25 protein-coding genes and 1 pseudogene are annotated in these 24,330 nt (G+C 37.6%); 17 read left to right on the top strand and 9 right to left on the bottom strand.

Annotation, left to right across the window (positions count from 1 at the left end):
• The 3 genes and pseudogenes from AA0X71_RS09580 (at position 1) to AA0X71_RS09590 (ending at position 1,953) form a co-directional block, all read left to right on the top strand.
• The gene (locus tag AA0X71_RS09580) at positions 1-159 is read left to right on the top strand and encodes a hypothetical protein (RefSeq protein WP_413361633.1); all 159 of its coding nucleotides are present in this window, start codon (positions 1-3) and stop codon (positions 157-159) included.
• Positions 160-192: 33 nt separating this feature from the next.
• A pseudogene (locus AA0X71_RS09585) lies at positions 193-474 on the top strand (GntP family permease); the annotation flags it as partial.
• 21 nt (positions 475-495) lie between these two features.
• Positions 496-1,953 (top strand): CoA-acylating methylmalonate-semialdehyde dehydrogenase, encoded by a 1,458-nt coding sequence (locus AA0X71_RS09590; RefSeq protein WP_413361634.1) that lies wholly within the window; start codon positions 496-498, stop codon positions 1,951-1,953.
• Between the two features lie 62 nt (positions 1,954-2,015).
• Here AA0X71_RS09590 and AA0X71_RS09595 read toward each other — a convergent pair whose 3' ends face one another.
• The 4 genes from AA0X71_RS09595 to AA0X71_RS09610 are packed head-to-tail and all read right to left on the bottom strand — an operon-like array spanning position 2,016 to position 4,050.
• Positions 2,016-2,333, bottom strand: a complete 318-nt coding sequence (locus AA0X71_RS09595) for a metal-sulfur cluster assembly factor (protein ID WP_413361635.1) — start codon at positions 2,331-2,333, stop codon at positions 2,016-2,018.
• 12 nt (positions 2,334-2,345) lie between these two features.
• The gene (locus AA0X71_RS09600) at positions 2,346-3,590 is read right to left on the bottom strand and encodes a hypothetical protein (RefSeq protein ID WP_413361636.1); all 1,245 of its coding nucleotides are present in this window, start codon (positions 3,588-3,590) and stop codon (positions 2,346-2,348) included.
• Positions 3,591-3,604: 14 nt separating this feature from the next.
• The gene (locus tag AA0X71_RS09605) at positions 3,605-3,811 is read right to left on the bottom strand and encodes a DUF2249 domain-containing protein (RefSeq protein ID WP_413361637.1); all 207 of its coding nucleotides are present in this window, start codon (positions 3,809-3,811) and stop codon (positions 3,605-3,607) included.
• On the bottom strand, positions 3,808-4,050 hold the full coding sequence (locus tag AA0X71_RS09610) for a DUF2249 domain-containing protein (protein WP_413361638.1): 243 nt from the start codon (positions 4,048-4,050) through the stop codon (positions 3,808-3,810). Before AA0X71_RS09610 ends, AA0X71_RS09605 begins: the two co-directional genes overlap by 4 nt.
• A gap of 182 nt (positions 4,051-4,232) precedes the next feature.
• Between AA0X71_RS09610 and AA0X71_RS09615 the strand changes: the two genes are divergently transcribed.
• The 3 genes from AA0X71_RS09615 (at position 4,233) to AA0X71_RS09625 (ending at position 7,126) form a co-directional block, all read left to right on the top strand.
• Positions 4,233-4,466 carry a DUF2249 domain-containing protein gene (locus AA0X71_RS09615; RefSeq protein ID WP_413361639.1) on the top strand — a complete coding sequence of 78 codons (234 nt, stop codon included), beginning with the start codon at positions 4,233-4,235 and terminating at the stop codon, positions 4,464-4,466.
• 159 nt (positions 4,467-4,625) lie between these two features.
• Complete coding sequence (locus AA0X71_RS09620) at positions 4,626-6,149, top strand: carboxypeptidase M32 (protein ID WP_413361640.1); 1,524 nt, start codon at positions 4,626-4,628, stop codon at positions 6,147-6,149.
• Positions 6,150-6,202: 53 nt separating this feature from the next.
• Positions 6,203-7,126, top strand: a complete 924-nt coding sequence (locus tag AA0X71_RS09625; protein WP_413361641.1) for a DMT family transporter — start codon at positions 6,203-6,205, stop codon at positions 7,124-7,126.
• A 27-nt stretch (positions 7,127-7,153) separates the two neighbouring features.
• Here AA0X71_RS09625 and AA0X71_RS09630 read toward each other — a convergent pair whose 3' ends face one another.
• The 4 genes from AA0X71_RS09630 to AA0X71_RS09645 all read right to left on the bottom strand — a co-directional run bounded on the left by AA0X71_RS09630 (position 7,154) and on the right by AA0X71_RS09645 (position 9,972).
• Positions 7,154-8,809: a b(o/a)3-type cytochrome-c oxidase subunit 1 gene (locus AA0X71_RS09630; RefSeq protein WP_413361642.1), complete on the bottom strand. Its 1,656-nt coding sequence runs from the start codon at positions 8,807-8,809 to the stop codon at positions 7,154-7,156.
• 3 nt (positions 8,810-8,812) lie between these two features.
• Positions 8,813-9,289 (bottom strand): cytochrome c oxidase subunit II, encoded by a 477-nt coding sequence (locus AA0X71_RS09635; RefSeq protein WP_413361643.1) that lies wholly within the window; start codon positions 9,287-9,289, stop codon positions 8,813-8,815.
• A 22-nt stretch (positions 9,290-9,311) separates the two neighbouring features.
• Positions 9,312-9,461, bottom strand: coding sequence for a cytochrome c oxidase subunit 2A (locus AA0X71_RS09640; RefSeq protein WP_413361644.1), 150 nt, complete (start codon positions 9,459-9,461; stop codon positions 9,312-9,314).
• A 307-nt stretch (positions 9,462-9,768) separates the two neighbouring features.
• Positions 9,769-9,972, bottom strand: a complete 204-nt coding sequence (locus AA0X71_RS09645; RefSeq protein ID WP_413361645.1) for a hypothetical protein — start codon at positions 9,970-9,972, stop codon at positions 9,769-9,771.
• 517 nt (positions 9,973-10,489) lie between these two features.
• On the opposite strand from AA0X71_RS09645, the gene AA0X71_RS09650 reads away from it, so the two are divergent.
• Complete coding sequence (locus AA0X71_RS09650) at positions 10,490-11,263, top strand: SDR family NAD(P)-dependent oxidoreductase (RefSeq protein WP_413361646.1); 774 nt, start codon at positions 10,490-10,492, stop codon at positions 11,261-11,263.
• 59 nt (positions 11,264-11,322) lie between these two features.
• On the opposite strand, the gene AA0X71_RS09655 is transcribed toward AA0X71_RS09650, so the two are convergent.
• Positions 11,323-11,781 (bottom strand): chemotaxis protein CheX, encoded by a 459-nt coding sequence (locus AA0X71_RS09655; protein WP_413361647.1) that lies wholly within the window; start codon positions 11,779-11,781, stop codon positions 11,323-11,325.
• 314 nt (positions 11,782-12,095) lie between these two features.
• On the opposite strand from AA0X71_RS09655, the gene AA0X71_RS09660 reads away from it, so the two are divergent.
• The 10 genes from AA0X71_RS09660 (at position 12,096) to AA0X71_RS09705 (ending at position 24,324) form a co-directional block, all read left to right on the top strand.
• Positions 12,096-13,184 carry a type III polyketide synthase gene (locus AA0X71_RS09660; protein WP_413361648.1) on the top strand — a complete coding sequence of 363 codons (1,089 nt, stop codon included), beginning with the start codon at positions 12,096-12,098 and terminating at the stop codon, positions 13,182-13,184.
• Positions 13,184-13,741, top strand: a complete 558-nt coding sequence (locus AA0X71_RS09665; protein ID WP_413361649.1) for an isoprenylcysteine carboxyl methyltransferase family protein — start codon at positions 13,184-13,186, stop codon at positions 13,739-13,741. The genes AA0X71_RS09660 and AA0X71_RS09665 overlap by 1 nt, the downstream gene beginning before the upstream one ends.
• A gap of 306 nt (positions 13,742-14,047) precedes the next feature.
• The gene (locus AA0X71_RS09670) at positions 14,048-17,704 is read left to right on the top strand and encodes a dynamin family protein (RefSeq protein WP_413361650.1); all 3,657 of its coding nucleotides are present in this window, start codon (positions 14,048-14,050) and stop codon (positions 17,702-17,704) included.
• A 27-nt stretch (positions 17,705-17,731) separates the two neighbouring features.
• Positions 17,732-18,463: a DNA polymerase beta superfamily protein gene (locus AA0X71_RS09675; protein ID WP_413361651.1), complete on the top strand. Its 732-nt coding sequence runs from the start codon at positions 17,732-17,734 to the stop codon at positions 18,461-18,463.
• Between the two features lie 7 nt (positions 18,464-18,470).
• Entirely contained in the window at positions 18,471-18,668 is a 198-nt protein-coding gene (locus AA0X71_RS09680) for a hypothetical protein (RefSeq protein WP_413361652.1), read from the top strand.
• Positions 18,646-19,479, top strand: coding sequence for a sulfurtransferase (locus AA0X71_RS09685; RefSeq protein ID WP_413361653.1), 834 nt, complete (start codon positions 18,646-18,648; stop codon positions 19,477-19,479). Before AA0X71_RS09680 ends, AA0X71_RS09685 begins: the two co-directional genes overlap by 23 nt.
• Before the next feature lie 155 nt (positions 19,480-19,634).
• Positions 19,635-20,843 (top strand): MFS transporter, encoded by a 1,209-nt coding sequence (locus tag AA0X71_RS09690; RefSeq protein WP_413361654.1) that lies wholly within the window; start codon positions 19,635-19,637, stop codon positions 20,841-20,843.
• Between the two features lie 231 nt (positions 20,844-21,074).
• Positions 21,075-22,064 (top strand): bile acid:sodium symporter family protein, encoded by a 990-nt coding sequence (locus tag AA0X71_RS09695; protein ID WP_413361655.1) that lies wholly within the window; start codon positions 21,075-21,077, stop codon positions 22,062-22,064.
• 23 nt (positions 22,065-22,087) lie between these two features.
• Positions 22,088-23,278 (top strand): pyridoxal phosphate-dependent aminotransferase, encoded by a 1,191-nt coding sequence (locus AA0X71_RS09700; protein ID WP_413361656.1) that lies wholly within the window; start codon positions 22,088-22,090, stop codon positions 23,276-23,278.
• The gene (locus AA0X71_RS09705; RefSeq protein WP_413361657.1) at positions 23,275-24,324 is read left to right on the top strand and encodes a hydroxyacid dehydrogenase; all 1,050 of its coding nucleotides are present in this window, start codon (positions 23,275-23,277) and stop codon (positions 24,322-24,324) included. Before AA0X71_RS09700 ends, AA0X71_RS09705 begins: the two co-directional genes overlap by 4 nt.
• The last annotated feature ends 6 nt before the right edge of the window (positions 24,325-24,330 follow it).

A 24,330-nucleotide genomic window follows, 5' to 3' on the forward strand; every position in this document is an offset into this window, starting at 1 on the left:
ATGATCGGAATAATTGGGCTCATTGCCTCGCTAATTCTCTTAATGTATTTAACGATGAAGGGTATAAATATTATTATTGCGGCTATTATCAGCTCAGTATTGGTTGCTCTTACAGGTGGATTAAATCTTGAGACCGCTATGACCGGATTTACCAATTAGTTTTATTTTTGGTTCTGGAAGCTCTTGCAAAGGTGTGGAATCACAGGATCTGCCTCTGGGGGACTCGGAATTGCCTTACCGATTTTAGCACCAATGTACTTGTCTCAAGGTTTGGATCCAGGGGCTATGCATCGAATTTCTGCACTTGCTTCTGGTGGTCTAGATTCATTGCCACACAATGGTTATGTTGTGACGACGATTCGAGCAATTTGCGGAGAAACGCATAAACGGGCCTACTGGCCAATATTTATCATAAGTGTAGTAATGCCAACCATCGTTCTATTTTTAGCCGTATTCTTGTATTCGATATTTTAACTTTGAAAGGGGATTATGTTGATGACAACGACAACAACAAAAGTACTAAAAAACTATATTGGTGGAGAATGGGTGGAGTCTAATACAGAGAAGTATGAAATTGTCCCAAACCCAGCAACCGGAGAGGAGCTTGCACAAACACCAATTTCAACCAGTGAAGATGTTGATAAAGCAGTCCAGGCTGCTAAAGAAGCGTTTAAAACATGGAGTAAAACGCCAGTCCCAAAGCGAGCAAGGATTCTATTTAAATATCAGCAATTACTAATAGAAAATTGGGATGAACTAGCGAAATTAATCACTCAGGAAAATGGGAAAAACTATAAAGAAGCATATGGTGAAGTTCAACGTGGAATTGAGTGTGTAGAGTTCGCAGCAGGAGCACCAACTCTTATGATGGGGAAACAGCTACCAGATATCGCAACCAATATTGAATCAGGTATGTATCGTTATCCTGTAGGGGTAATCGGTGGGATCACACCTTTCAACTTCCCGATGATGGTCCCTTGCTGGATGTTTCCACTAGCGATTGCCTGTGGGAATACTTTTATATTAAAGCCATCAGAAAGAACACCCATCCTTGCTAATCGCTTAGCTGAGCTTTTCAATGAAGCGGGTCTTCCAGCAGGCGTTCTTAATATTGTTCATGGAGCTCATGATGTCGTGAACAGCCTAATTGACCATCAAGATGTACCGGCGATTTCATTTGTTGGCTCCCAGCCTGTTGCTGAATATATTTATAAATCTGCGACAGCAAAGGGCAAACGTGTTCAGGCATTAGCAGGCGCAAAGAATCATTCCATTGTGATGGCAGATGCAGACCTTGAATTAGCTGTAAAAGAAATCATTGGTGCTGCATATGGTTCTGCTGGGGAAAGATGTATGGCTTGTTCTGTAGTCGTGGCAGTTGACTCAGTTGCAGATGATCTTGTTGCTAAATTGAATGAGCAAGCGAATCAACTAAAGATTGGCAATGGCTTGGATGAAGATGTATTTTTGGGTCCAGTGATTAGGCAGGAAAATAAGGAGCGGACAACAAAGTATATTGAAATCGGGGAACAAGAAGGTGCTACCCTAATAAGGGATGGTCGACAAGATGAGGCTTACCATGACAAGGGCTACTTCGTTGGACCGACCATTTTTGATCACGTGAACCCTTCTATGAAAATATGGAAAGAAGAAATTTTTGCACCAGTCCTTTCCATTGTTCGCGTTAAAAGTTTAGAGGAAGCTATCGAGCTTACCAATAAATCCGATTTTGGAAATGGAGCGTGCTTATTTACTCAAAACGGTAGCCATGTGCGTTATTTCCGTGAAAACATTGAAGTTGGAATGCTTGGGGTTAATATTGGAGTGCCAGCTCCAATGGCTTTCTTCCCATTCTCAGGTTGGAAAAATTCCTTCTACGGGGATCTCCATGCGAATGGAACAGACGGTGTAGAATTTTACACAAGAAGAAAAATGCTTACTGCCCGTTGGTAGGTGAAAGGAACCCGCGTCTTGTTTTAGACGCGGGTGTTGCTTTCGTCAAATATGTTAACTTGTTATCTCCCAATCGCCTTTAATCCATCCTCTGTCATTCTTTCAGGTGTCCATGCAGGCTCCCATACGAGTTGTACGTCGACTTGGTCTATTTCATCAAGCTCTAGTACACAATGTTTCACTCCGCCAACAATACTATCGTGGAGTGGACATCCAGGGGTCGTTAAGGTCATAGTGATTTCGGCCAAATTTTCCTCAAGCAAGGAAATATCATAAATAAGTCCCAAGTCAACGACATTTATATTTAATTCTGGGTCCAATACTTTTTTTAATTGCTCACGAATTTTATCCACTAAGGCAATTTGTTCTTTTAAATCCATGATCGGTTCCTCCTATTTTTTCATGACTAAAATAATTGCTATTCCGAATATGATCGATGCCATCGTAATGAGTATCTGTCCGATATAGAAAAGCATTTGCCCGTTTAAAGCAATCGCAACTGACACTAGCAATATGCCTAAAACAAAAAACAGGAAGATCGGATGGGCTAATTTTTCATTGATCATATCTTTTAAAGCTGGAACATCCCTTTTTCCAATGACATGAGAGTATTTATGCGTCCACCATAAGAATGGAACAATTTTATAAAGATATCCCATAATGCTAATGGCAATCCACAGCATTAAGTAAGCAACAATGAGGGGAGCCGCATAAGTGGCAAATTGATTACTCATTACCGTGAGAAATGCTAGTAAATGGATCCCTGCTCCAAAAATAATCGCGAGTAAGGCAAAACGAAATGGAAGATCAAGTGTTTTCTTGACTCGTTTCTTAATGATCAAGTAAATATGCGATAAAAAACAGCAGAATCCAACTAAAAGAAGAAGAAATCCACTTTTTAATAGCCATGATGAATCGAAAATGAATGACAACAATACAGTCAGTAACCCAGATATATAGAAACCATAAACATACTTTGCAAGTTTCATATCATAACCGTGGGCAAGGGAAAACATCGGTGCCATTTTATAAGAAAATCCGAAGATTAATAGAGTAAACCAACCAGCAATTCCCAATAATAAATGGCTATGAAATAGAGTGGAATAATAAGTACTTGCAAATCCCGTTCTCATACTAATGACTAAAGAAATTCCCATCACGATCGTTATAAGCAAACAGATTAAGGCACTCCCTACGAAAAGGGTAAGAATATTTGGTTTGGTCTGTTTTCTTAATGTCATCCCCATTTGAACAAGGAACATGAGTATGCCAATAAGCATCATGATTCCTGGGATAAGAGCTTTACTAGGCATGACGTAAAGGGTGATAGCGAACCAGACAATTCCAATCGCTGTTACACTAAATTGGATAAATCCAAATTTCTCATTCCAAATCGTGGTCAGGAAAGCGACAGGTACCAATTGGTACATCGACCCCATCGCAATCATTAATGCCCAACCTAAAATGAATAAATGGGAAGCTGACCAAATCGCAGGAATACGAAAGCTTCCATTTATAAGTGCTTCTCCATTGAAAAGAAGGAGGAATTGGGAAACGATAATGGCAATGATGCTGAACAGAATAAATGAAAATGGTAATTTAATATTCGTTTCACTACCAATGTTCTTAGCTATCATGAAGTTCACTTTCCTTACTTTGTTATTTTTATCGTAAAGCTTCCATCTTCGTTCGGTTCCGTCATATGCTTGTAACCTAGCTCATCTAATTGTTCATAAAGAAACATAGGTCTACGATCATTGATAATCTCTAACGTATTACCTTCCGCCAATGTCTCGAGAGCTCGAAGGGTCCTCATCATCGGATTAGGAGGCTCTAGTCCACGATTGTCTAATTTCATTTTGCCCCCGCCTTTTTTGTGAACGTAATTTTCCAATGTTTTTTCTCTATTTCTTCAACCTCATGCTCAAAGCCTTTCGCCTTTAACACAGCGAAGAGGGGAGTGGGTTTAAATGGGGCATGAAGAATAAAGACATCTCCACTTTCTAATTCTTTAATCGCTTCCATGATTTTTTGGAAGGGTTCAATTTTATTTTTTAGATCCTCACGAACATCTAATTCTATAATGCGATTTTCCATCTTCATCTCTCCTTCATCATTTTCTATAATTCAATGATAATCATTTTCACTAGGGTATATCGTGATGTAAATCACAATCTATGAATAATTTTATTTTCTAGTGTGATGGTGTTCACTACTCCATAAAATCACAAGCCCTATACTACAAGAGTAAGGACGAAATTTAAGAGGAGTGATTGAATATGATAGATTTTACAGCTGAAGTCATTGCACCAAATTTTCCACCGAAAGAAAAACATCCGAAGATCCTTAATACATTTGATTCCCTTAAGTCAGGTGAGTTTATGTTATTAATAAATGACCATGACCCAAAACCATTAAGGTATCAATTTATGGTAGAAAGAACTGACACATTCACTTGGGAGTATCTAGAAGAAGGACCGGATCTTTGGAGAGTAGCAATTGGGAAAATATAGTAGTATGATAAAGAGGTGCTCGTTTTAAAAACGACCCTCTTTTTCTATTATTTGGGGTTATTATTCTGAAAAATATGATAAAATAAATTGGTATTTTGAAATTTGCATCAGGTCTAAATTAATATAGACTCTTTTACTACAGTTTTGGGGGGACCAATAATGAGTGAAAAAATTAAGCAAATAGAGCAAGAGTTTACCGCTTATGTACAAAAAATGACTGCATATAATGAAGCCCTATCATTAGTTTATTGGGATTTACGTACGGGGGCACCGAAGAAAAGTGTAGAACAACGTTCGCAAGTAATTGGCACTTTGTCTTCAGAAGTATTCAAGATGTCTACGTCTGAAGAAATGGCAGCTTACATTGCAAATTTAACTACAGATGAAGCGAAAGAGGTGATCTCTGAGATTACGAGAAAGACTGCTGAGCACTGTAAAAAAGAATATGATCGTAATAAGAAAATACCGGCAGAAGAGTATAAAGAGTATGTCATTCTTCAGTCAAAGGCAGAGAGTGTATGGGAAGAAGCGAAGGATGCATCAGATTTTGAACTCTTTAAACCATATTTAGAGAAGTTAGTGGAAACGAATAAACGTTTTGTTACATACTGGGGTTATGAAGGGAATAAATATAATACATTGCTCGATATGTACGAGCCTGGAATTACCGTAGAGATTTTAGATAATGTGTTTGGAGAACTACGTGAGAAAATTATTCCACTAGTTAAGGCGATTTCTGAATCCGCCGACAAACCAGAAACAAGCTTCTTATTTGAGCATTTTCCGAAAGGTAAACAAAGAGATTTTAGCTTAAACATTTTAGAACAAATGGGCTACGATTTCCAAGCAGGTCGATTAGATGAAACGGTACATCCATTTGCCATTGGTTTAAACCCAGGAGATGTCCGTGTTACGACGAAATATGATGAGAAAGACTATCGTGTCGCTGTATTTGGAACGATTCACGAAGGGGGACACGCCCTCTATGAACAAAATATTTCTAAAGATTTAGTGGGAACTCCACTATGTACAGGGACTTCCATGGGGATTCATGAATCTCAATCGTTATTCTATGAAAATTTTGTTGGACGAAATTATTCATTCTGGAAGAAAAACTATGACCTTTTAAAGTCGTACTCAAATGGTCAATTTGATCGCGTTTCTATTGAAGATTACTACCGTGCGATTAACGAATCAAAGCCATCACTCATTCGAATCGAAGCAGATGAATTAACGTATCCACTACACATCATTATTCGCTATGAAATTGAAAAAGGGCTTATCAATGGTGAAATTGAAGTAAAAGATTTACCGCAAATTTGGAATGACAAATATGAAGAGTATTTGGGAGTAAGACCTGATAATGATGCAAACGGTGTTTTACAGGATGTTCACTGGTCAGGAGGCTCATTTGGATATTTCCCATCCTATGCTCTTGGATATATGTATGCAGCACAATTCAAGAATTCCATGATAAAGGACATTCCAAATTACGATAGTTTGCTTGCAGAGGGGAATTTACAACCAATAAGGGAGTGGTTAACGAAAAACATCCATCAATACGGATCCTTGAAAAAACCATTGGAAATTCTAACTGATGTAACAGGAGAAGGTTTAAATGCTCAATTCCTGGTCGACTATCTATACGAAAAATATAGTCAGGTTTATAGCTTGAATATTTAGTACAACAATCTAGGGATGACCTTTAATAGTCATCCCTTTTGTGTGGAGGGGTTATGAGAAAAGTATTGCCATATATCATGATTGCTTTCGGTGCAGCGTTATGGGGATTAATCGCCATTTTTGTTCGAGAATTAAAAGAGGCTGGTCTGACAGAAATGGAAATTGTGACAGTACGGGTGACGTTTGCGGCTATTTTTCTCTTAATCATAGGGGCAGTTTCATATAGAGATCAATTGCAGGTGAAGATTACGAAGCTTCCTATCTTTCTTGGAACAGGAATATGTAGCATTGCTTTCTTTAATTATTGCTATTTTTTTACGATAAATGAAATGAGTGTTTCCATCGCTGTGATTCTTCTATATACTTCACCAGCATTTGTGACGATACTTTCGTTTATCTTTTTGAAGGAGTCGATTCATAGGCAGAAAATCATTGCCGTTATTGGAACGGTTTTAGGATGTATCTTGATTGTCGGTCTAGGTGGTGAACAACGGGCAACCATTACTGTTTTAGGGGTTCTAACAGGAATAGGTTCGGGGCTTGGCTATGCTTTATACAGCATTTTTGGAAAAGTTGCACTAAAACAGATTAAGCCTTTCACTGTTACCTTATATACATTTATAGTAGCTGCTATAGCATTGCTCCCGTTTTCTGGATTATGGGGGAAACTAGATGTGCTTTTGTCGCCAAAAGTGTTTTTAGTAAGTGCAGGACTTGGGTTAATCCCGACAGTGATCGCCTTTTTGGCTTACACTTGGGGGCTTGAAAAAACTGAAAGTAGTAAGGCAGCTGTAATCGCAACGGTGGAACCAGTTGTTGCGATGTTGATTGGCCTCGTTGTTTTTCAAGAAACATTAGGGGTGTCCCAAATGTTTGGAGCACTATTAATCTTCGCTTCTGTAATTATCGTAAATCTTCCAGTCACAAATGGGAATTATCAATTTAAACAAAAAAGAAACACTGGTCCAATAAGCTGAACCAGTGTTTCTTTTACAATGGAATGATTACCAAAGTTTATATCCTTTTGCTCCTGGTGGTGCATTTTGAATCAGGTCGATAAGTGGAATGGTGTAGGCAAATAGAATTAAAAGTACGGTAATTCCAAGCCACAGCTTCCAGTTTTCGAACACCATTGGTGCTTTTTCTGCTGGGTTTGCAGCTTCACCAACTGGGAATTCTTCTTCTCCTTTTGGAGCAAAGAATGCAAGATTGACAAAGATATAAAGCATTAAGATGATCGCAATAAAGAGAATCGAGCCACCAACCGCTTGAGCAATTTGATACGGAATCCATTCTGTTGCTTGTGCAGCACCACCGTATTCAGAGTATGCTGAACGGCGAGGGGCACCAAGTAGACCAGCAGCATGCATCGCACCTGACATGAAGGTCATTCCGATTGCCCATAGATAACCTTGAATTAAGGCTAGCTTATTGATTTTCTTCGTTAATTTTCTACCAGTTAAATGTGGTACGAGCCAGAAAGAAACACCAAAGAATGTTAGAACAACGGCTGTAGCAACAGTTAAATGGAAATGTCCTGTTACCCAAATGGTGTTATGGACAACTTGGTTCATTTGGTGAGAAGCATTGACGATACCACCAGCACCAGCTGGAATGAAAGCAAGCATTCCGATAAATGGAACTGTAAAACGGGCATCCTTCCAAGGAAGTTTCTTAAACCATCCAAATAATCCAGTTGCTCCTTGTGAACGTCCATAGCTTTCAAATGTTGCGAATAAGGAAAATGCCGTCATTAAAGATGGAATGATGACTAAAAATGTTAAAATAACTTGTAAGAACTTCCAAGCAGGGTCAATACCAGGCTCTAATAGCTGATGGTGGAAACCTACTGGAATCGAAAATAATAAAAATAGAATAAAGGACATTCTTGCTAATGAATCTGAGAAAATCTTTCCACCGATAATCTTTGGAATCATGACATACCATGCCATATAAGCAGGGAGTAACCAGAAATATACGAGTGGGTGACCGAAGTACCAGAATAGGGTACGGCTCACACCGACGTTCACTGTTTCAACCCATCCTAATGACCAAGGTAAAAGTTGAATTAATACAGTAGCTGCCACACCGATTGTGGCTACTGTCCACATCATCGTATTAACAAGAGCCATGAAGGTTAGTAATGGACTTGGTTGTCCAGGGTTAGCTCTTCTCCACTCTGCGTACTTTAAAATAATTGTTGTACCAACTGCCCAGCTACCTACGACCACAAGTGTCAATCCTAAATAGAAAACAAAGTGAGCTTGTAGAGGTGCATAGAATGTATAGAGTACAGATGCTTCATTTAATAGAATCATAACAGCGGCAGCTACAGTACCGATTGTCATAATCCAGAATCCAACCCAGCCGATCACTCTTTGCTTATTTGTAAAAGTTCCAGCTGTTTTGCTTACGGCTGCAAGCTGAAATCCCATGATGAAAAATGTTGTTAAGACGAGTCCTAATACGACTCCGTGAACCGTTAAGATTTGATAATAACCAATACCAGCAGGCAATTGGAATTTTCCTGAACGAACCAATACTTGTAAGAGCCCTGCGAGTCCACCGACTAATAAGGCAATAAATGCTACATAAAAATGAGCCATCACTAATTTGGCATCACGACGATCAACTTTTAGATTTAAAGACGTTTTAAGCATTTATTATTCCACCACCTTAATCATTGAGGTCATCATATGGTGTCCTGATCCACAATATTCGTTACATAGAACTAGGTACTCTCCGGCTTTATCAAATGTTGTTACGATCTCACTGATATAACCTGGCTCCACCATCATGTTAATATTTGTTCCGGCTACCCCAAAGCCGTGAATTACGTCCTTAGAAGTGACAATCACTTTCACTTTTGCTCCTAGTGGAACTTCGACTGTACCAGGAGTATAAGCAAAGGCTTGAGCTACATATACAAGCTCATAATCCCAATCTTTTCCTTCAACTTTTTTCAAACCTGGCTCTTTAAATGTTTCATGTTCGTCCACCTTTGCAGGATCAATAACAGCTAAACAGCTAGGTGGTTGATTACCAAGGTAAAAGGCGCTCACTCCTAGAACGGATAGGAACACAAGAAGAGCCGTAACCCCGAAAATCAGCCATATTTTTTCAAATTTATGGATATGCATGGCCTAAAATCCCCTTTCATTTTTAAAACCGATCTAAGTATAAGAAGTAAACGCCAACCCAAAGTACTATGATGAAAAAGCCGACAAAGAAAACGGAAGCTAATGTGCCTTTTAAAGAAGAGCTATCCTCAATCTCTGTTCTTGTATCGCTCTTCATTTCCGCTTTAGCCATAACACTCACTCCTTTCGAAAAAATAGAAAATGTAAATGATTACATCTACATCATACTAGACAATTTTTGATAATCCATATGGATATAAGGATTTCACAAATTGTTCAATATTCATATATTTACTATCTTAGTAGTGGAAAGTTAATTTCACAGTGATTTTTGTCACAAATCATCGCTGGTAAATGTGAACATTTTATGAATGCTAAAAAGACCCCTGAAACCACTCCCAAAAAAAAGGGGGTTCAAGAGCCACAGGGCTGTTTTAGACAATAGTTATTTTTGGTAATAAATGGATGTTTTAAGTAGCTTACTTACGAAAGATATTGCTGGTGAGGTCATGTTGAGATTTATGTGGATGATTCTTATCAAAGAAGTTTAACAACTCTTTTGCAATCGCTAGTCTACCTAGCCAATAATCGCTATTGTGCGCTTTAAATGATTTATGATAAGCCACCTGATGTTCTTCATTTATTCTTTGGATTAGGTTTTTTAGGGCAGTATTGCTATCCATCAAAACATCCTCATTTCTCGTTTCTTTAAAAGGAATTGTATCAGAGAAGCAAATGTAGCCATATGATTTACATCACTTTCAATTGTGAAATTAATATTGTAATAGAATCTCTTTTGTTCACATATTATAGTTTTACCCCCTTTGAACGATTCGCTTTTATGCACAATATGCCTGTTTAAAACGTCACCATTTTCAGAAAATAAAATAATATGAAGTATTACAAGTATTCCGGAAGCTTGTCCTCCTGGTACGATTCGTTATAAATATAGTGAAAGAAGTGAATATTCTTTATGGAAAAGTTTTACTGTGAAAATTGTAGAATATTATATGATGGAAAAGATATATGTAGAGTGTGTGGCAATACTGTTTTAAACAAAATATGGATAGAAGTTCAAAACCAAAATGGGTCAAGTGAAATAACACCGGAATAGTCCTAATCCGGTGTTATTTTCTTTCTAATTCTTCTCATTTTTGATATGTTGAAAGGTGTAGAAATATTTAGAGAAGGGTGATAATTGTGTATTTGCCTTCATTTCGATTGGATGAGCAAAAGGTAATTGTAACAGGTGCTGGGAGGGGAATTGGAAGAGCTCTTGCAATTGGTTTGGCTGAAGCTGGGGCAGATATTGCCTTGTTATCAAGAACGAAAGAAGATTTAGAGGAAACGGCTAGATACATAAGTAAATTAGGAAGTGAAGCTCTAGTAATTCCGACAGACGTCACGAGTAGGGATGAAATTAATAAAAGTCTAGAGCTCATTACAGAAAAATGGGGTCGAGTTGATGTTCTTATTAATAATGCCGGTATGAATATCCGCTCAAAGGCATTAGATGTAACAGATGAAGAGTGGCAAAAAATTATGGATACGAATCTTAAATCCGCCTTTATCATGTCTCAAGAAGTTGGAAAAGTAATGAAAGAAACAAATACAGAAGGAAGAATTATCTCAATCTCTTCTGTCGCTGGGACGGTTGCTTTAAGGACAGGAGTTGTTTATGCAGCCACAAAAGCTGCAATGATTCAAATGACGAAAGTGTTAGCAATGGAATGGGGTCCATATAATATTCGCGTAAATTCGATTGGTCCTTGGTACTTTAGAACACCATTAACAGAAAAATTACTAGCAGACAAAGAATATTTGAATGAGATCTTATCAGTTACCCCGCTGAATCGGGTGGGTGAACTCAGGGAACTTGTAGGCCCAGCTGTATTTTTAGCCTCGGAGGCAGGAAATTATGTGACAGGGCAGACGTTATTCGTTGATGGAGGCATGACTATTAAAGGTTTTTAATGATAAATGACAAATAGACAAGCATTGCTTGTCTATTTCCATATTTCCAAAAACAATCTTTAAGCATCAAGCTCAACTGCTAATATAATCCCCAATGAGCCTACATTTACCATATTAATAGGAAGACGAAGGGCTCGATCAAAACCATAAATCTTTGTTTGACCAATCAAAACCGTTGGGGGAGTGATGTCCATTTCGAAGCCCCTTTGGGAAATTGAAGTAGAGAGATTGCCAGCAAGCATATTACCTAATTCACCTGCAAATGATTCCAGCATTTCTCCTTCGAGAAACATTCCAAACATACCTTCGCCAATTTTTCCGAATGTCTTCTCTTCACCTTCAATTATAACGCGACCTCGAACATCGCCAGTCATTCCGATTAAAACACCGATTGAATGCTGGGTAAAAGATTGTGTAAACAATGATGGTTTTTCTACTGTTACTTCAAACGGTATGACGGCTTTGACTGATTCGATCGTCCCGTTTAAGATGTCCGTTACACTTTTTGTTAAAGTCACTAATCATTCCCCCACTATATAATTACCTTTTATATTACCATAATTTCAACTTACGGAAAGACTAAATTCGTACGTAAAAATAGGTCTATTGACCTAATAATGTACAACAATAGTAATTGGAAATGTTTGTGTGATGAAGTTCAAAGTCATTCCATTTATAATAAAGGAGCACAACAATCCTTCAAAACGATGCACTTCCTTCAATTTCATTATTGAAGGAAGTTTTTTTATGCCTTAAGCGTGGGGAAGTAAATACATAGTTTTTTCAAAAATGGTAAAAATAACCTCACTTAACTGAAGGAGTGGTTTTGAACATGCCTCAAATCGTCTCTGTTGCAGAGGTGCACCCAACTTACGTGATCAAGCAGCAAGAAGTCATGAACTTTGCTCGCAATCTTTTCAACAACTCCTTTAAAGATATCGACAGATTGCTAAAGGTTTTTCAAAGTGGGCAAATTGAAAAACGTCACTTCGTTAAGGGGCTAGAGTGGTTTGAGAAGGAGCACTCATTCGCGGAAAAAAATGATATATACATCGATAATGCAGTTGAATTAGGAACCGAAGCCATAAAGAAATGCTTACAAAGTGAAACATTTTTAAAGAAACAACTTGCTTTTGAGGAGGTAGACGCAATCTTTACGATTTCAAGTACCGGTATTGCAACACCTAGTATTGAAGCGAGGATTATGAATAAACTTCCATGTACTCCATTCATAAAACGAATTCCGCTTTGGGGTCTAGGGTGTGGGGGAGGAGCTTCAGGCTTATCAAGGGCGTATGAGTATTGTCTCGCTTATCCAAATGCGAAGGTGCTGATATTGGCTATCGAATTTTGTAGCCTTACCTTCCAAAAGAATGATCGTTCAAAAAGCAATCTAATAGGGACATCCTTGTTTGCTGATGGAGTGGCATGTGCATTAATGGTAGGAGATGGAGTCAATAGACAAGAGTTTCAAAAAATATCAAGCGTTCCGTCCGTGCTTTCAACCCAATCGACAACCTTAAAGAATTCCCTCGATGTAATGGGTTGGCAGGTGAAGAATGAAGGTTTTTTTGTTGTATTCTCGAAGGATATTCCGACCATTATCGAAAAAGAATTAAAGCCAGCAGTCTTTCATTTTCTAAAATTATCGGGCCATCACATGAGTGAAATTCAGCATTTTATCGCTCATCCAGGAGGAAGAAAAGTATTAGAAGCATATGAACGGGCCTTATCAATCCCATCTGCCCAAACTGAAGTTTCTGCGAATGTGTTGAAAGAATTTGGAAATATGTCTTCTGTTACCATCTTTTACGTTTTAAAAAGATTTATGGAAGTAGGAAAAGAGGATGATTTAGGCTTGGCTACAGCACTAGGACCAGGTTTCAGTTCTGAAATGCTTTTATTAAGGTGGGTAAAATGATGAAACTACTGATTGTATTTCTCATTCTTCAAAGAGTAGCAGAGATGTTTATTGCGAGAAGGAATGAGAAATGGTTAAAGAACCAAGGGGGATTAGAGATTGGTCAGTCCCATTATCGTTATATGATTATCATTCATGTGTTATTTTTTGTCAGTTTGGTAACTGAAATCGTACGATCGAATAGTAGCGTCCATCCGATTTGGCCGTTCATACTGGTTTTATTTCTCATGACACAACTTGGCAGGGTATGGGTCATTTATTCATTAGGACGTTATTGGAATACGAAGATTATTGTTGTTCCCGAAGTACAACTCGTGAGAAAAGGGCCGTACCGTTTTCTGAAGCATCCTAATTACGTAATTGTCACGCTTGAATTTATTGTCATTCCCTTATTATACGAAGCGTATATAACAGGGCTTATATTTACAATATTAAACATCTGGATATTATCAATCCGCATCCCAGCAGAAGAAAAAGCCCTTCATTCGTTAACGGAATATGAGAAAGTATTTATGGGAAAAAATCGCTTTCTACTTTCTTTTTTGAAAAAAGTTTGAACATTTTGACTGAACTATTGAAAGTCGTCATGAAACATGATACATTGAGTATGAAAATTATTCTCAATTAAAAGGACGTGTTACATATGGTTTCGATTTTTATTATTTCGACCATTGCTGTCTATTCCTTTGTGATGAAATATGTGTTAGATCATGTATGTAAGCAGGTAGAAACTAAATAATTATTTATTGCCAGGTCCAAAGGGGTCTGGTTTTTTATTTATTTGTACGACATTAAACTGATTCAAATATCTTGAAAAATCAGTTAAAATGAATGAGTAAACGAACATACAAGGGGTTATTAAAATGATGGAGACGGCTTCACAGCAAGACTTAAAAGAACTTACAGGTAAAATAGCAATGCTACACCATTTTTTTTTACATAACGATGATACTGAGCTAGCAGCTAAAGCAAAACAATTGCTATTGAAGCTTCATCATCAAGAATATGCGATTGCGTTTTGTGGGCATTTTTCAGCAGGGAAATCAAGCATGATTAATCAATTGATGGGTGAAAATTTACTCCCTTCAAGTCCGATTCCTACGAGTGCGAATTTAGTCAAAGTTAAAACGGGGGAAGAATATGCGAAAGTGTACTTTAAAGAAGGCAATCCGCGTATGTACCCAGCACCATATGATTATGAAAAGGTAAAGTCCTATTGTAAGGATGGGGATGCCATTCAATCAATAGAAATTAGCCATCACACGAATGTTCTTCCTACAGATGTATGTATTATCGATACTCCAGGCATTGATTCTACTGATGATGCACATCGGGTTGCAACAGAATCTGCTTTGCATTTAGCTGATCTTGTCTTTTATGTAATGGATTATAACCACGTCCAATCAGAATTGAATTTTCTTTTTACAAAAGAATTAACAGATGCAGGCAAAGAACTTTATTTAGTGATTAATCAGATTGATAAACATCGTGAGGAAGAGCTAAGTTTTGATCACTTCAAAGAGAGTGTGAAACATTCCTTTGCTGATTGGGGTGTGGAACCTGAACGAATTTTCTATACCTCGTTACGGGAAGAAAGGCATCCATATAATGAATTCAAAAGTTTGAAGCAATTCATTCAATCAAAATTCGAAGGCAAAGGAAATCTTTTACCTTCATCTATATATCGTTCCTTGACCAATCTTGTGGATCATCATCAACTGTTCCTGAAAGAAAAGAATCAAGCAACTTTGGAAAAATACGAAGAAAAGCTAGAAAAAATTCCACAAGAAGTTCAAGACCAGCTACCAGAGCAAGTAGCGAAGGTAAACAAATCGTTACAACAGATTTCTTCTTCAAAATGGGAGAAGGAAAAAGAGTTTGAAGATGGGTTTGATTCCATTTTGAATAGTGCCTACTTAATGCCATTTGAAACAAGAGCGTTGGCAGAGAGTTTTTTGCAAGCAACTGATCCGGATTTCAAAGTAGGTTTATTTTTTTCTAAACAAAAGACTGAGCAAGAGAGGCAGGAACGGCTTGAACGATTTTTCATCGATTTCCAAGAGAAGATTAATACACAAATCACTTGGCATCTAAAGGATTTTCTGTCAAAGAAGTTTAAGCAAGAAGAGATTCAAGACATAGACCTTTTAAGCAAGGTCCAAGAGCTTTCAGTGAAATTCCCAAAAGAAGTGCTTGCGAATGCTGTGAAAAAGGGTGCACGTGTATCTGGAGAATATGTACTCAATTACACAGCGGAAGTGGCTGAGTTGGCGAAAAAATCTGCAAGGCAAGCAATTAGAGACATGAAAGAGAATTATTTAGAAATTGTAAAGAGCAATCTTCATAAGGAAGAACAGCGTTTACAACAAGAGCTTGATAAATGGAGCCAATTCCTTCAAGCTTGGCAAAAGAAAGAAGAGATTGTTGGTGCTCAAACAGCGAATTTGATTGCGATGGAGCAAATATTAACTGGTGAAAATCAACAAATCATTCAAGAAGAAGCACTATTAGACCTATTGTCAGAAGAAAAGAATATGGAGGTTATTAAAGAGACAGCTCTTAAACCGGAGACGGTGGAAAAGAAACCAGATAAGCAGGCGGAACATTTAAAGGAACAAGATATGCCAATTCAAATAAATAATAAGGAGCGAATGGAAGCGGTAGTTAAGAAATTACGTTTTACATCGCAAAAGCTTGAGGATGTACCAGGCTTTAAGAAAATCTCGGTGATCTTAAATAATAAAGCAGAGAGATTAGAAAAAAAAGGGTTTACAGTCGCATTATTTGGTGCATTTAGTGCTGGGAAATCCTCATTTGCCAACAGCTTAATCGGAGAGAAGCTGCTACCGGTTTCCCCGAACCCAACGACAGCTGCCATTAATAAAATTATGCCAATTGATGAGAATCATCCTCATGGATTGGTCAAGGTCCAGTTTAAACAAGAACAGGTTTTATTTGAAGATATTAACCGTTCTTTAGGAGTATTTGAAGTACAAGCACAAAATTTTGATGAGGCATTAACCCAAATTAAAGAGATTCTTGAACATAAAACCGAATTGGATGTGTACGAGAAGACCCATTATTCTTTCTTAAGTGCTTTCTATAGAGGATTTGATGTATATCGTAAGCAGTTAGGTAAAGTGTTAGAAACGAATATGAAGAGCTTTCGAGATTTTGTGGCAAACGAAGAAAAATCATGTCTTGTGGAAAGAATAGAAGTTCATTATGACTGCGAGATTACTCGTAAAGGAATTACTTTAGTGGATACACCCGGAGCAGATTCCATAAATGCTCGCCATACGGGAGTAGCTTTTGACTATATTAAAAATTCAGATGCGATTCTTTTTGTTACCTATTATAATCATGCGTTTTCAAAAGCAGATCGTGAATTTCTTATTCAATTGGGCCGTGTGAAAGACGCCTTTGAAATGGATAAAATGTTTTTTGTTGTAAATGCCGTGGACTTAGCAAATAGTGAAACGGAGAAGGAAGAGGTATTGAGCTATGTAAAAGATGAACTTGTTCGCTTCGGTATTCGAAACCCGAGCCTTTATCCAGTATCTAGCTTACTAGCCATCCAGGAAAAACGGGGACAATTGCCATCATCGCAGTCAGGGATTCGCTTGTTTGAGGACCATTTTTATTCCTTTATCACGAATGATTTGACCCAGATTGCCATTGACGCGGCTAATGCTGAGTGGGAAAGGGCGTTGGAGCAATTACGAAGCTATATTCATTCAGCGAAAGAAGATAAACATTTAAAGCAGACAAGGATCGCTTCACTGAATGCTGAACTGGCTGAAGTTGAAAGAAATATTTCCAATCAAACGACGAATCGAATACAGCCAAGGATATCACAAGAAATAGAAGAATTAATTTATTATTTGAAGCAGAGAGTGTTCTTGCGCTTCCATGATTTTTTCATAGAGTCATTCAATCCATCCCTTTTGAGAGATGACGGCCGTAATTTGAAGAAGACGTTAGAACGAGCGTTGGAAGATTTTCTCACAAGCATAGGCTTCGACTTTTCCCAAGAATTAAGAGCGACAACGTTAAGAATTGAGACGTACATGGGAAAGCTATTGGAGGAATCCTATCAGACAGTGACAAAGGAATTACTAAAACTGAATGATGATCTATCATTTACTCAGTATCAACTCGGGCAGATAGAAAGTTTAGACTTCAAAAATGCTATCGTTGAGCTGGATAGAGGGATGTTCAAAAAAGCAATAGCCTATTTTAAAAATCCAAAGTCATTCTTTGAAAAAAATGAAAAGCGTTTTATGGAGGAATCACTTCAAGAAATCCTCCAAGAACCGGTTGATACTTACTTAGAGAATGAGAAGAATCGATTCATGTCTCACTATGAAAATGCTTTAATTCATGAATTTTCGCTGCTCCTCCAGTTGATCCATGAAGATACAAAGGAATATTACCAAGGGATGCTGGCTACTTTGAGTAATCATCTCCCGATAGAAACATTAATAAAGCTTGAGGAAGAGATTACCCATTTTGAATAAGAAAAACTTTAAAAGAGGGCCTAGACAATGGAAGAATGGTTTAAGTCACTAGAAAAGGAATGGAATATCGAAATATTATTTGCCTGTGAAGCAGGGAGTCGTTCATGGAGGATAGACTCTCCTGTCTCTGATCAGGATGTACGCTTTATATATCGCCATCAGGATGTTCGTTCCTATCTTTCGTTAAGTAAACCAGTAGATGTTATCTCTATCGGTGTACCATATGATGCTCAAGGATGGGATATTTTTAAGGCATTGGACCTGACCGCAAAATCAAATCCAAGTATTTATGAATGGGCCTATTCTCCAATCGTTTATGTAGACAAAAATGATTTTTCATGGAATATGAAAGCGATCATTTGCGAACATTTCTCAAGTTTTTCCTTAGCGAAACATTATTTAAGCTTAGTGACAAGGAATATGCGAGATCTAAGTCGAAAAGAAGAGTTAGGAGAAAGACAACAGAAACAGTTAATTCAAGTTTTAAGAGCAGAAGTTATAGTGAAGTCAATTATGGATGTAGGGATTGAAAAAGGACCATATGTTTTGGTGGAGAAGTATGGAGGAGAAGAATATCATTTAGTAGTCGAGGCAAAGAAACAAGGGAATCTCTTACCCACTAATAAACTCCAAAATATGATAGAGCGAGTAGAAGAAGAGTTGGTCGCACTAGAGAAAACATGTCTTCATCTTCCTAGAGCAGAGCCCTTTAAAAATGAGCTGAATACATGGTTGTGGAATCTTTTGGAATGTAGGTGAATGTAAAATGGGGAATCGGTTTCATGCTTGTGCAAGCTGCATTCATTTTCGAGCATCTCGAGAAAAGCAAGGAATGAAGTATCATTGTAGTCGATTAGGCTATGAAACGAAGCCGAATTTTCAATTCAACTGTTGGTCACCGAAAGAAAATGTACGCAAATTAATGGAGAAAAGAGAGGGAAATGATCGTGAAAACTTTTATTAGTAAGGATGTTCTATTGGGAAAACTTGAGGACAGTCATATTCGTATCGTCGATTGTCGATTTCAATTAGGGAATCCAGACCTAGGTCATTCTCAATATGTGAAAAATCATATTCCTGGTGCTATTTATCTTCATTTAGAAAAACAATTATCTGGTGTTGTGACTGAGCACGGTGGAAGACATCCAATACCTAATATTGATGAGTTTAAACAAACATTGCAAAAGGCAGGAATTTCAAATGAAACAATGGTTATCGCTTATGATGAGGGAGAAGGATCCTTTGCAGCACGATTTTGGTGGTTGCTCAAATATGTTGGTCATCAAGATGTGTTTATTTTAAATGGAGGATATACGGAATGGCTGTCTAGCGAATATCCTATAAGTGAAGAGGTTCCTACATATCCTTCAGCAAGTTATGATATCCATATTGACGACGAAATGATAGCAGATGTAGAAGCTGTCAGAAAGGCGATTTCTGACAATGTTACGCTAATCGATTCAAGAGATGAAAGTCGATATCTAGGATTAGTCGAACCAATCGATAAAAGGGGCGGCCATATTCCAACAGCTGTTAATAAAGTATGGACGGAAGGTTTTAAAAATGGACACTTTAAAGATAAAGCGGGGCAAGAAGCACGGTTTTCGGAATTTAAAAAGGATGAACCAGTTATTGTGTATTGTGGCTCAGGAATTACGGCGGCACCCAATTATATTGCTTTGAAAGAGGCTGGCTTTACAAATGTGAAACTGTATGCAGGAAGCTTTAGTGATTGGATTTCTTATCCGGAAAACAAGATTATCACACGTGCCTAAAGGTAAATTTTTTAGGCTTGCTAAATCTTGATGAACGGTGTAATATATTTACAACTGACTTGAGAAATATGGATGTAAGAGCCTTCTATCCAGCCAAATGTTGGATGGGGTTTTTTTTTTGATGCCATATATGAGGATGACAAAGGGGTGTCAATATGACGAACGATCAAAGGAAAAAATTATTTATTTTAATGATAAATATGTTTATTGCAATTGGAAGCTTTGGGATCATCATCCCTATTTTACCGGCATATTTAGAATCAATTAATCAAGGTGGGACGGCTGCTGGCTTAATGATTGCCATTTTTGCAGGTTCACAGCTCGTCTTTTCGCCGATAGCAGGTAAATGGGCAGACCAGTATGGACGGAGAAAAATGATCATTTATGGACTAGTAGGTCTAACGGTATCCATGTTCATTTTTTATCTATTTGATTCGATTTGGTTATTATATTTGTCTCGTGTTATTGGTGGGATTGGTGCGGCATTGCTCGTTCCAGCTATCTTCGCTTATGTAGCAGATATTACAACGATGGCTCAGCGTGCCAAAGGAAACAGCCTTGTATCAGCAGCGATGTCACTTGGAATCGTTATTGGACCAGGGGTTGGAGGATTTCTAGCTGATTTCGGTTTAAAGATGCCGTTTTTGGTATCCGCACTTGTCTCTGTTGTCGCTGTTCTGTTTTCCATTGTAGTTCTGAAAGAAAGCCAAGTTAAATCTGCTGAAGAAGATCATCTTTTCGTAGCTGATGAAGAAACAATGATACGAAAAATGGCTCGTTCAGTTAAAATGCCTTATTTTGTTCCACTAATTATTACATTGGTTATGAGTTTTGGCTTAATGGCATACGAATCTGTGCTCGGGCTTTTTGTTGATAATCAATATGGGGCATCTCCTCGAGATATCGCCATGATGATAACCTCAACGGGAATCATCAGTGTCATTGTCCAGCTTTTTGTTGTGGATAAAATTGTGAATCGCTTTGGAGAAAGCTCAGTACTCGTTATATTTATTGGAGTTGCGGCTGGAGGATTCCTCCTTTCGTTATTTGCGTCGAACTACTCTCTGTTCTTTGGAATTACGCTAATTATTTTCTTGGCAACTTCCATTCTTCGCCCAGTCTTGAATACATTAATATCGAAAATGGCAGGAAACGAACAAGGCTTTGCGATGGGTATGAACAATGCCTATATGAGTATTGGTAATGTACTGGGACCAACATTAGCTGGTGTATTATATGATGTGAACATTACGTATCCATTTATGCTTGGCTTAGTTCTACTAGTACTGACCTTTATTACAGCGTTGATTTGGCAAAAAAGAGTACAACGAAATAATCAACCACTTAACGTAATGGAAAACTAGTCTTCGAATAATTTTAAAACAGGAACTCTCTTACTGGGGGCTCCTGTTTTTTTGGTATTTTTAATCATTATATTTTAGAAGAGATTGAAAATACTTTGTTATATAATATGACAAAGGAGTATACATAAGAAGAATATTATACTAAACTTCTGTTATCCCAAAAAACGATATTATCATTCCGAATTTCGGTATTGATTTTCGGAAATAGACAAACGAAAGAAGGCCCTTTTCATGTTCCATAAATTGGACAATATTTTAGTAAAAATACTGCCTATCATGACACCGATATGTTTACTTATCGGCATGATTGTGGGAGATAGTTTGGAGAAATTCACTTTTTTGATTGCATGGATATTTGCTTTTATGACATTTTCAGGAAGCTTAGGGTTAAATTTTAAGCAATTTAACCATGTGATCTATCATCCTTTTCCTCTTATTATCGCACTTTTAATATTACATATATTGGTGCCACTTTGGAATTGGGGATTAGGCCATCTGTTTTTCCCTGGTGATCAGTGGATGATCACTGGATTTACTTTATTAGCAGTAATTCCAACTGCCATCACAAGCTTTTTGTGGACTTCAATTTATAAAGGGAATATTCCGTTGGTTCTTTCTATTATTCTTATAGATACGTTTCTTGCTCCAATCCTAGTTCCTATTACGCTGAAACTTCTGGTAGGTCAAAGTCTCACGATTCAATTAGGGGAATTAGTTCAGGATTTAATTTTTATGATTGTTTTGCCTTCCGTTATAGCTATGGCTTTGAATGGTTTGACAAAAGGAAAAATAAAAGAAGTGTGGGGTCCTAAGTTATCACCTTTCTCCAAAATGGGCATTTTTGTCATTGTTTTTATTAATGGAGGTGTCATATCTGCTTACATGGCAAACTTCAGTTGGAAAATAATGTTGACCATTATTGTTGGATTTATTGTTGTTTCTTCTGGATATATATTTAGTTGGTTAATTAGTAAAGGGCTAAAAATGGAGCATGAAACGAATATTGCACTGACATTTACCTCTGGAATGCGAAATAATGCGTTAGGTTCGGTTCTTGCCGTCACTTATTTTCCGTCAGCGGTTGTTCTTCCTGTTGTACTCGGTATGCTCTTTCAACAGGTTATGGCTTCGATTGTCGGAGGCCTTCTCTATGGTAGAAATAAAAAAGGTATTCAGAAAGCTAAATCTATGAAAATAGCCAAAAATAAAAATCTAGCCTAATTAACGAATAGGGAGTGATGTATATGTTAGCTAACAGATTAGAGAATATTGGTTTCAGTGAAATCAGAAAAGTATATGAGGAAGTTACTAAAAGACAAAAATTGGGCCTAGATACATTAAATCTTCTTCTAGGTGAGCCAGATTTTGATACTCCTCAAAAAATTGTTGAAGCTGCCATTCATTCTTTAAACGATGGAGATACCCATTATACATCTAACTTCGGCTTGAACGAATTACGCTCTATCCTGGCAAAAAAACTAGTGAAGGAAAATAAAATCGATGCTTCTGCAAATGAAATTCTCATCACGGCTGGTGCTAGTGAGGCTATTTTTCTTGCAATGATGGCTTTAATCAATGAAGGAGATGAAGTATTAATTCCTTGTCCAACATGGATGAATTATGCCTCTTCATGCCGTATTGCTGGAGGGATTCCTGTTTTCGTTCCACTTGATGGGGAGAAAAGTGCATTTAGCTTACATGTCGAAACTCTCGAGAAATATGTTACAGCTCATACCAAAATGCTAGTCATAGTGAACCCTGGTAACCCAACAGGGATGATTTTAAATATAGAAGAGCTGGAGGCCATTTCTAAATTTGCAATCAAAAATGATTTGATTGTCCTTGCCGATGAAATCTATGAAAAAATCATTTTCGATGATTCAGAACATGTTTCGATTGCATCCTTGCCTGGCATGAAAGAGAGAACGATTACGGTCAATGGTTTTTCAAAGGCATATGCGATGACAGGCTGGAGACTAGGATTCGTACATGCATCAGAAAATATCATCAATGGACTTGTCCGGATTCATCAAAACAATATTTCGAGCTTGTCCGGTTTTACTCAAAAAGGAGCGATCACTGCATTAATCAAAGCGGAGGAAGATGTTCACGAAATGAGGGCCCAGTTTAACCGAAGGAGAGACCTCGTTATTAATATTCTGAATCAATCTCACTGCTTCGATATTCGTCCTCCGAAGGGAGCGATCTATTTGTTTTTAGATATTAAAAACATAGGTAAAAGTTCTAAAGAGTTTGCCTCCCAATTACTGAAGGAAACTGGAGTGGCGGTTGTACCAGGTGATGCCTTTGGAATATTTGGAGAAGGTTATGTCCGTCTTTCCTTTGCTGCAAGCGGAGCCATTTTACATGAGGCTTGTCATCGAATCGTTGCTTTTTCAGAACACATCATGAAAGAAGGAAAGGCTATACAATGAAGAGAAATCAGATAGATGAAATGAAAGTGAGTAAGACAGGAAAGCCAACGATATTACAAGTGTTGCCTATGTATCATCATAAAGGAGAACAGTACTTACAAGAATATGCCCATGTGATTCAAACAGATGATTATCGAGTCGAACATCTTTGCAAGCTAGTTAAGAAGGTAGACGCAATTGTGCTACGAGCACCTGCTCAAATTACGAAAGAAGTGATTGATGCTAATCCACATTTAAAAGTGATTTCAGGTGCTGGAGTTGGTTTAGATAATATCGATGTCAATTATGCAACCTTAAAAGGGATTCCAGTTGTCCATGCACCAAGCGTGAATAAAGTATCTACAGCTGAGCATGCTGTTATGTTTATTCTGGCATTAAGTAAATCTGTGATTTCTTTTAATAAGGAAATGAAAAAAGGAAACTATCATTCACGTAATTTGGTCACTTCTATGGAATTAAGAGGAAAATCTGTTGGGCTCGTTGGCTTTGGGGGTATTTCACAGGAAGTGGCAAAACGATTAATCCCCTTTGGTTTAAGAGTAAAAGCATGGGTGCGTATATATAATGAAGAAAAACAGAGAATCGCGAACGATTTACAGGTAGAATTAACGACAAATATAGAAGAGGTTTTTTCAGAATCTGATTTTGTGTCTTTGCATATTCCATTAAATGATGAAACAAGAGGATTAGTGAACAAGTCTTTACTTTCGCTCATGAAGCCTTCGTCGTATTTGGTTAATACAGCACGTGGGGCTGTCGTCAATCAAGAGCATCTGTATGAATTATTAAAGGAAGGGAAAATCGCAGGTGCAGCCTTAGATGTATTTGATCCAGAACCACCACCGAAAGACTTATCCTTATTAAAATTACCAAATATTATCGTCACACCTCATGTTGGAGGGACAACGGTAGAATGCAATCAAATTTCTGCTATCGCAATTGCGAAAAATGTAATCAACATTCTTAATGGAGAAGAGCCAATGTATTTGGCAAATCCTACGTATAAAGAGGCATTATTTTCTACAAAAATAAAAGGTGACGGTTAAAAGGCA

The sequence above is a fragment of the Robertmurraya phoenicis genome (assembly GCF_047302285.1).
Classification (GTDB): Bacteria; Bacillota; Bacilli; order Bacillales; family Cytobacillaceae; genus Robertmurraya.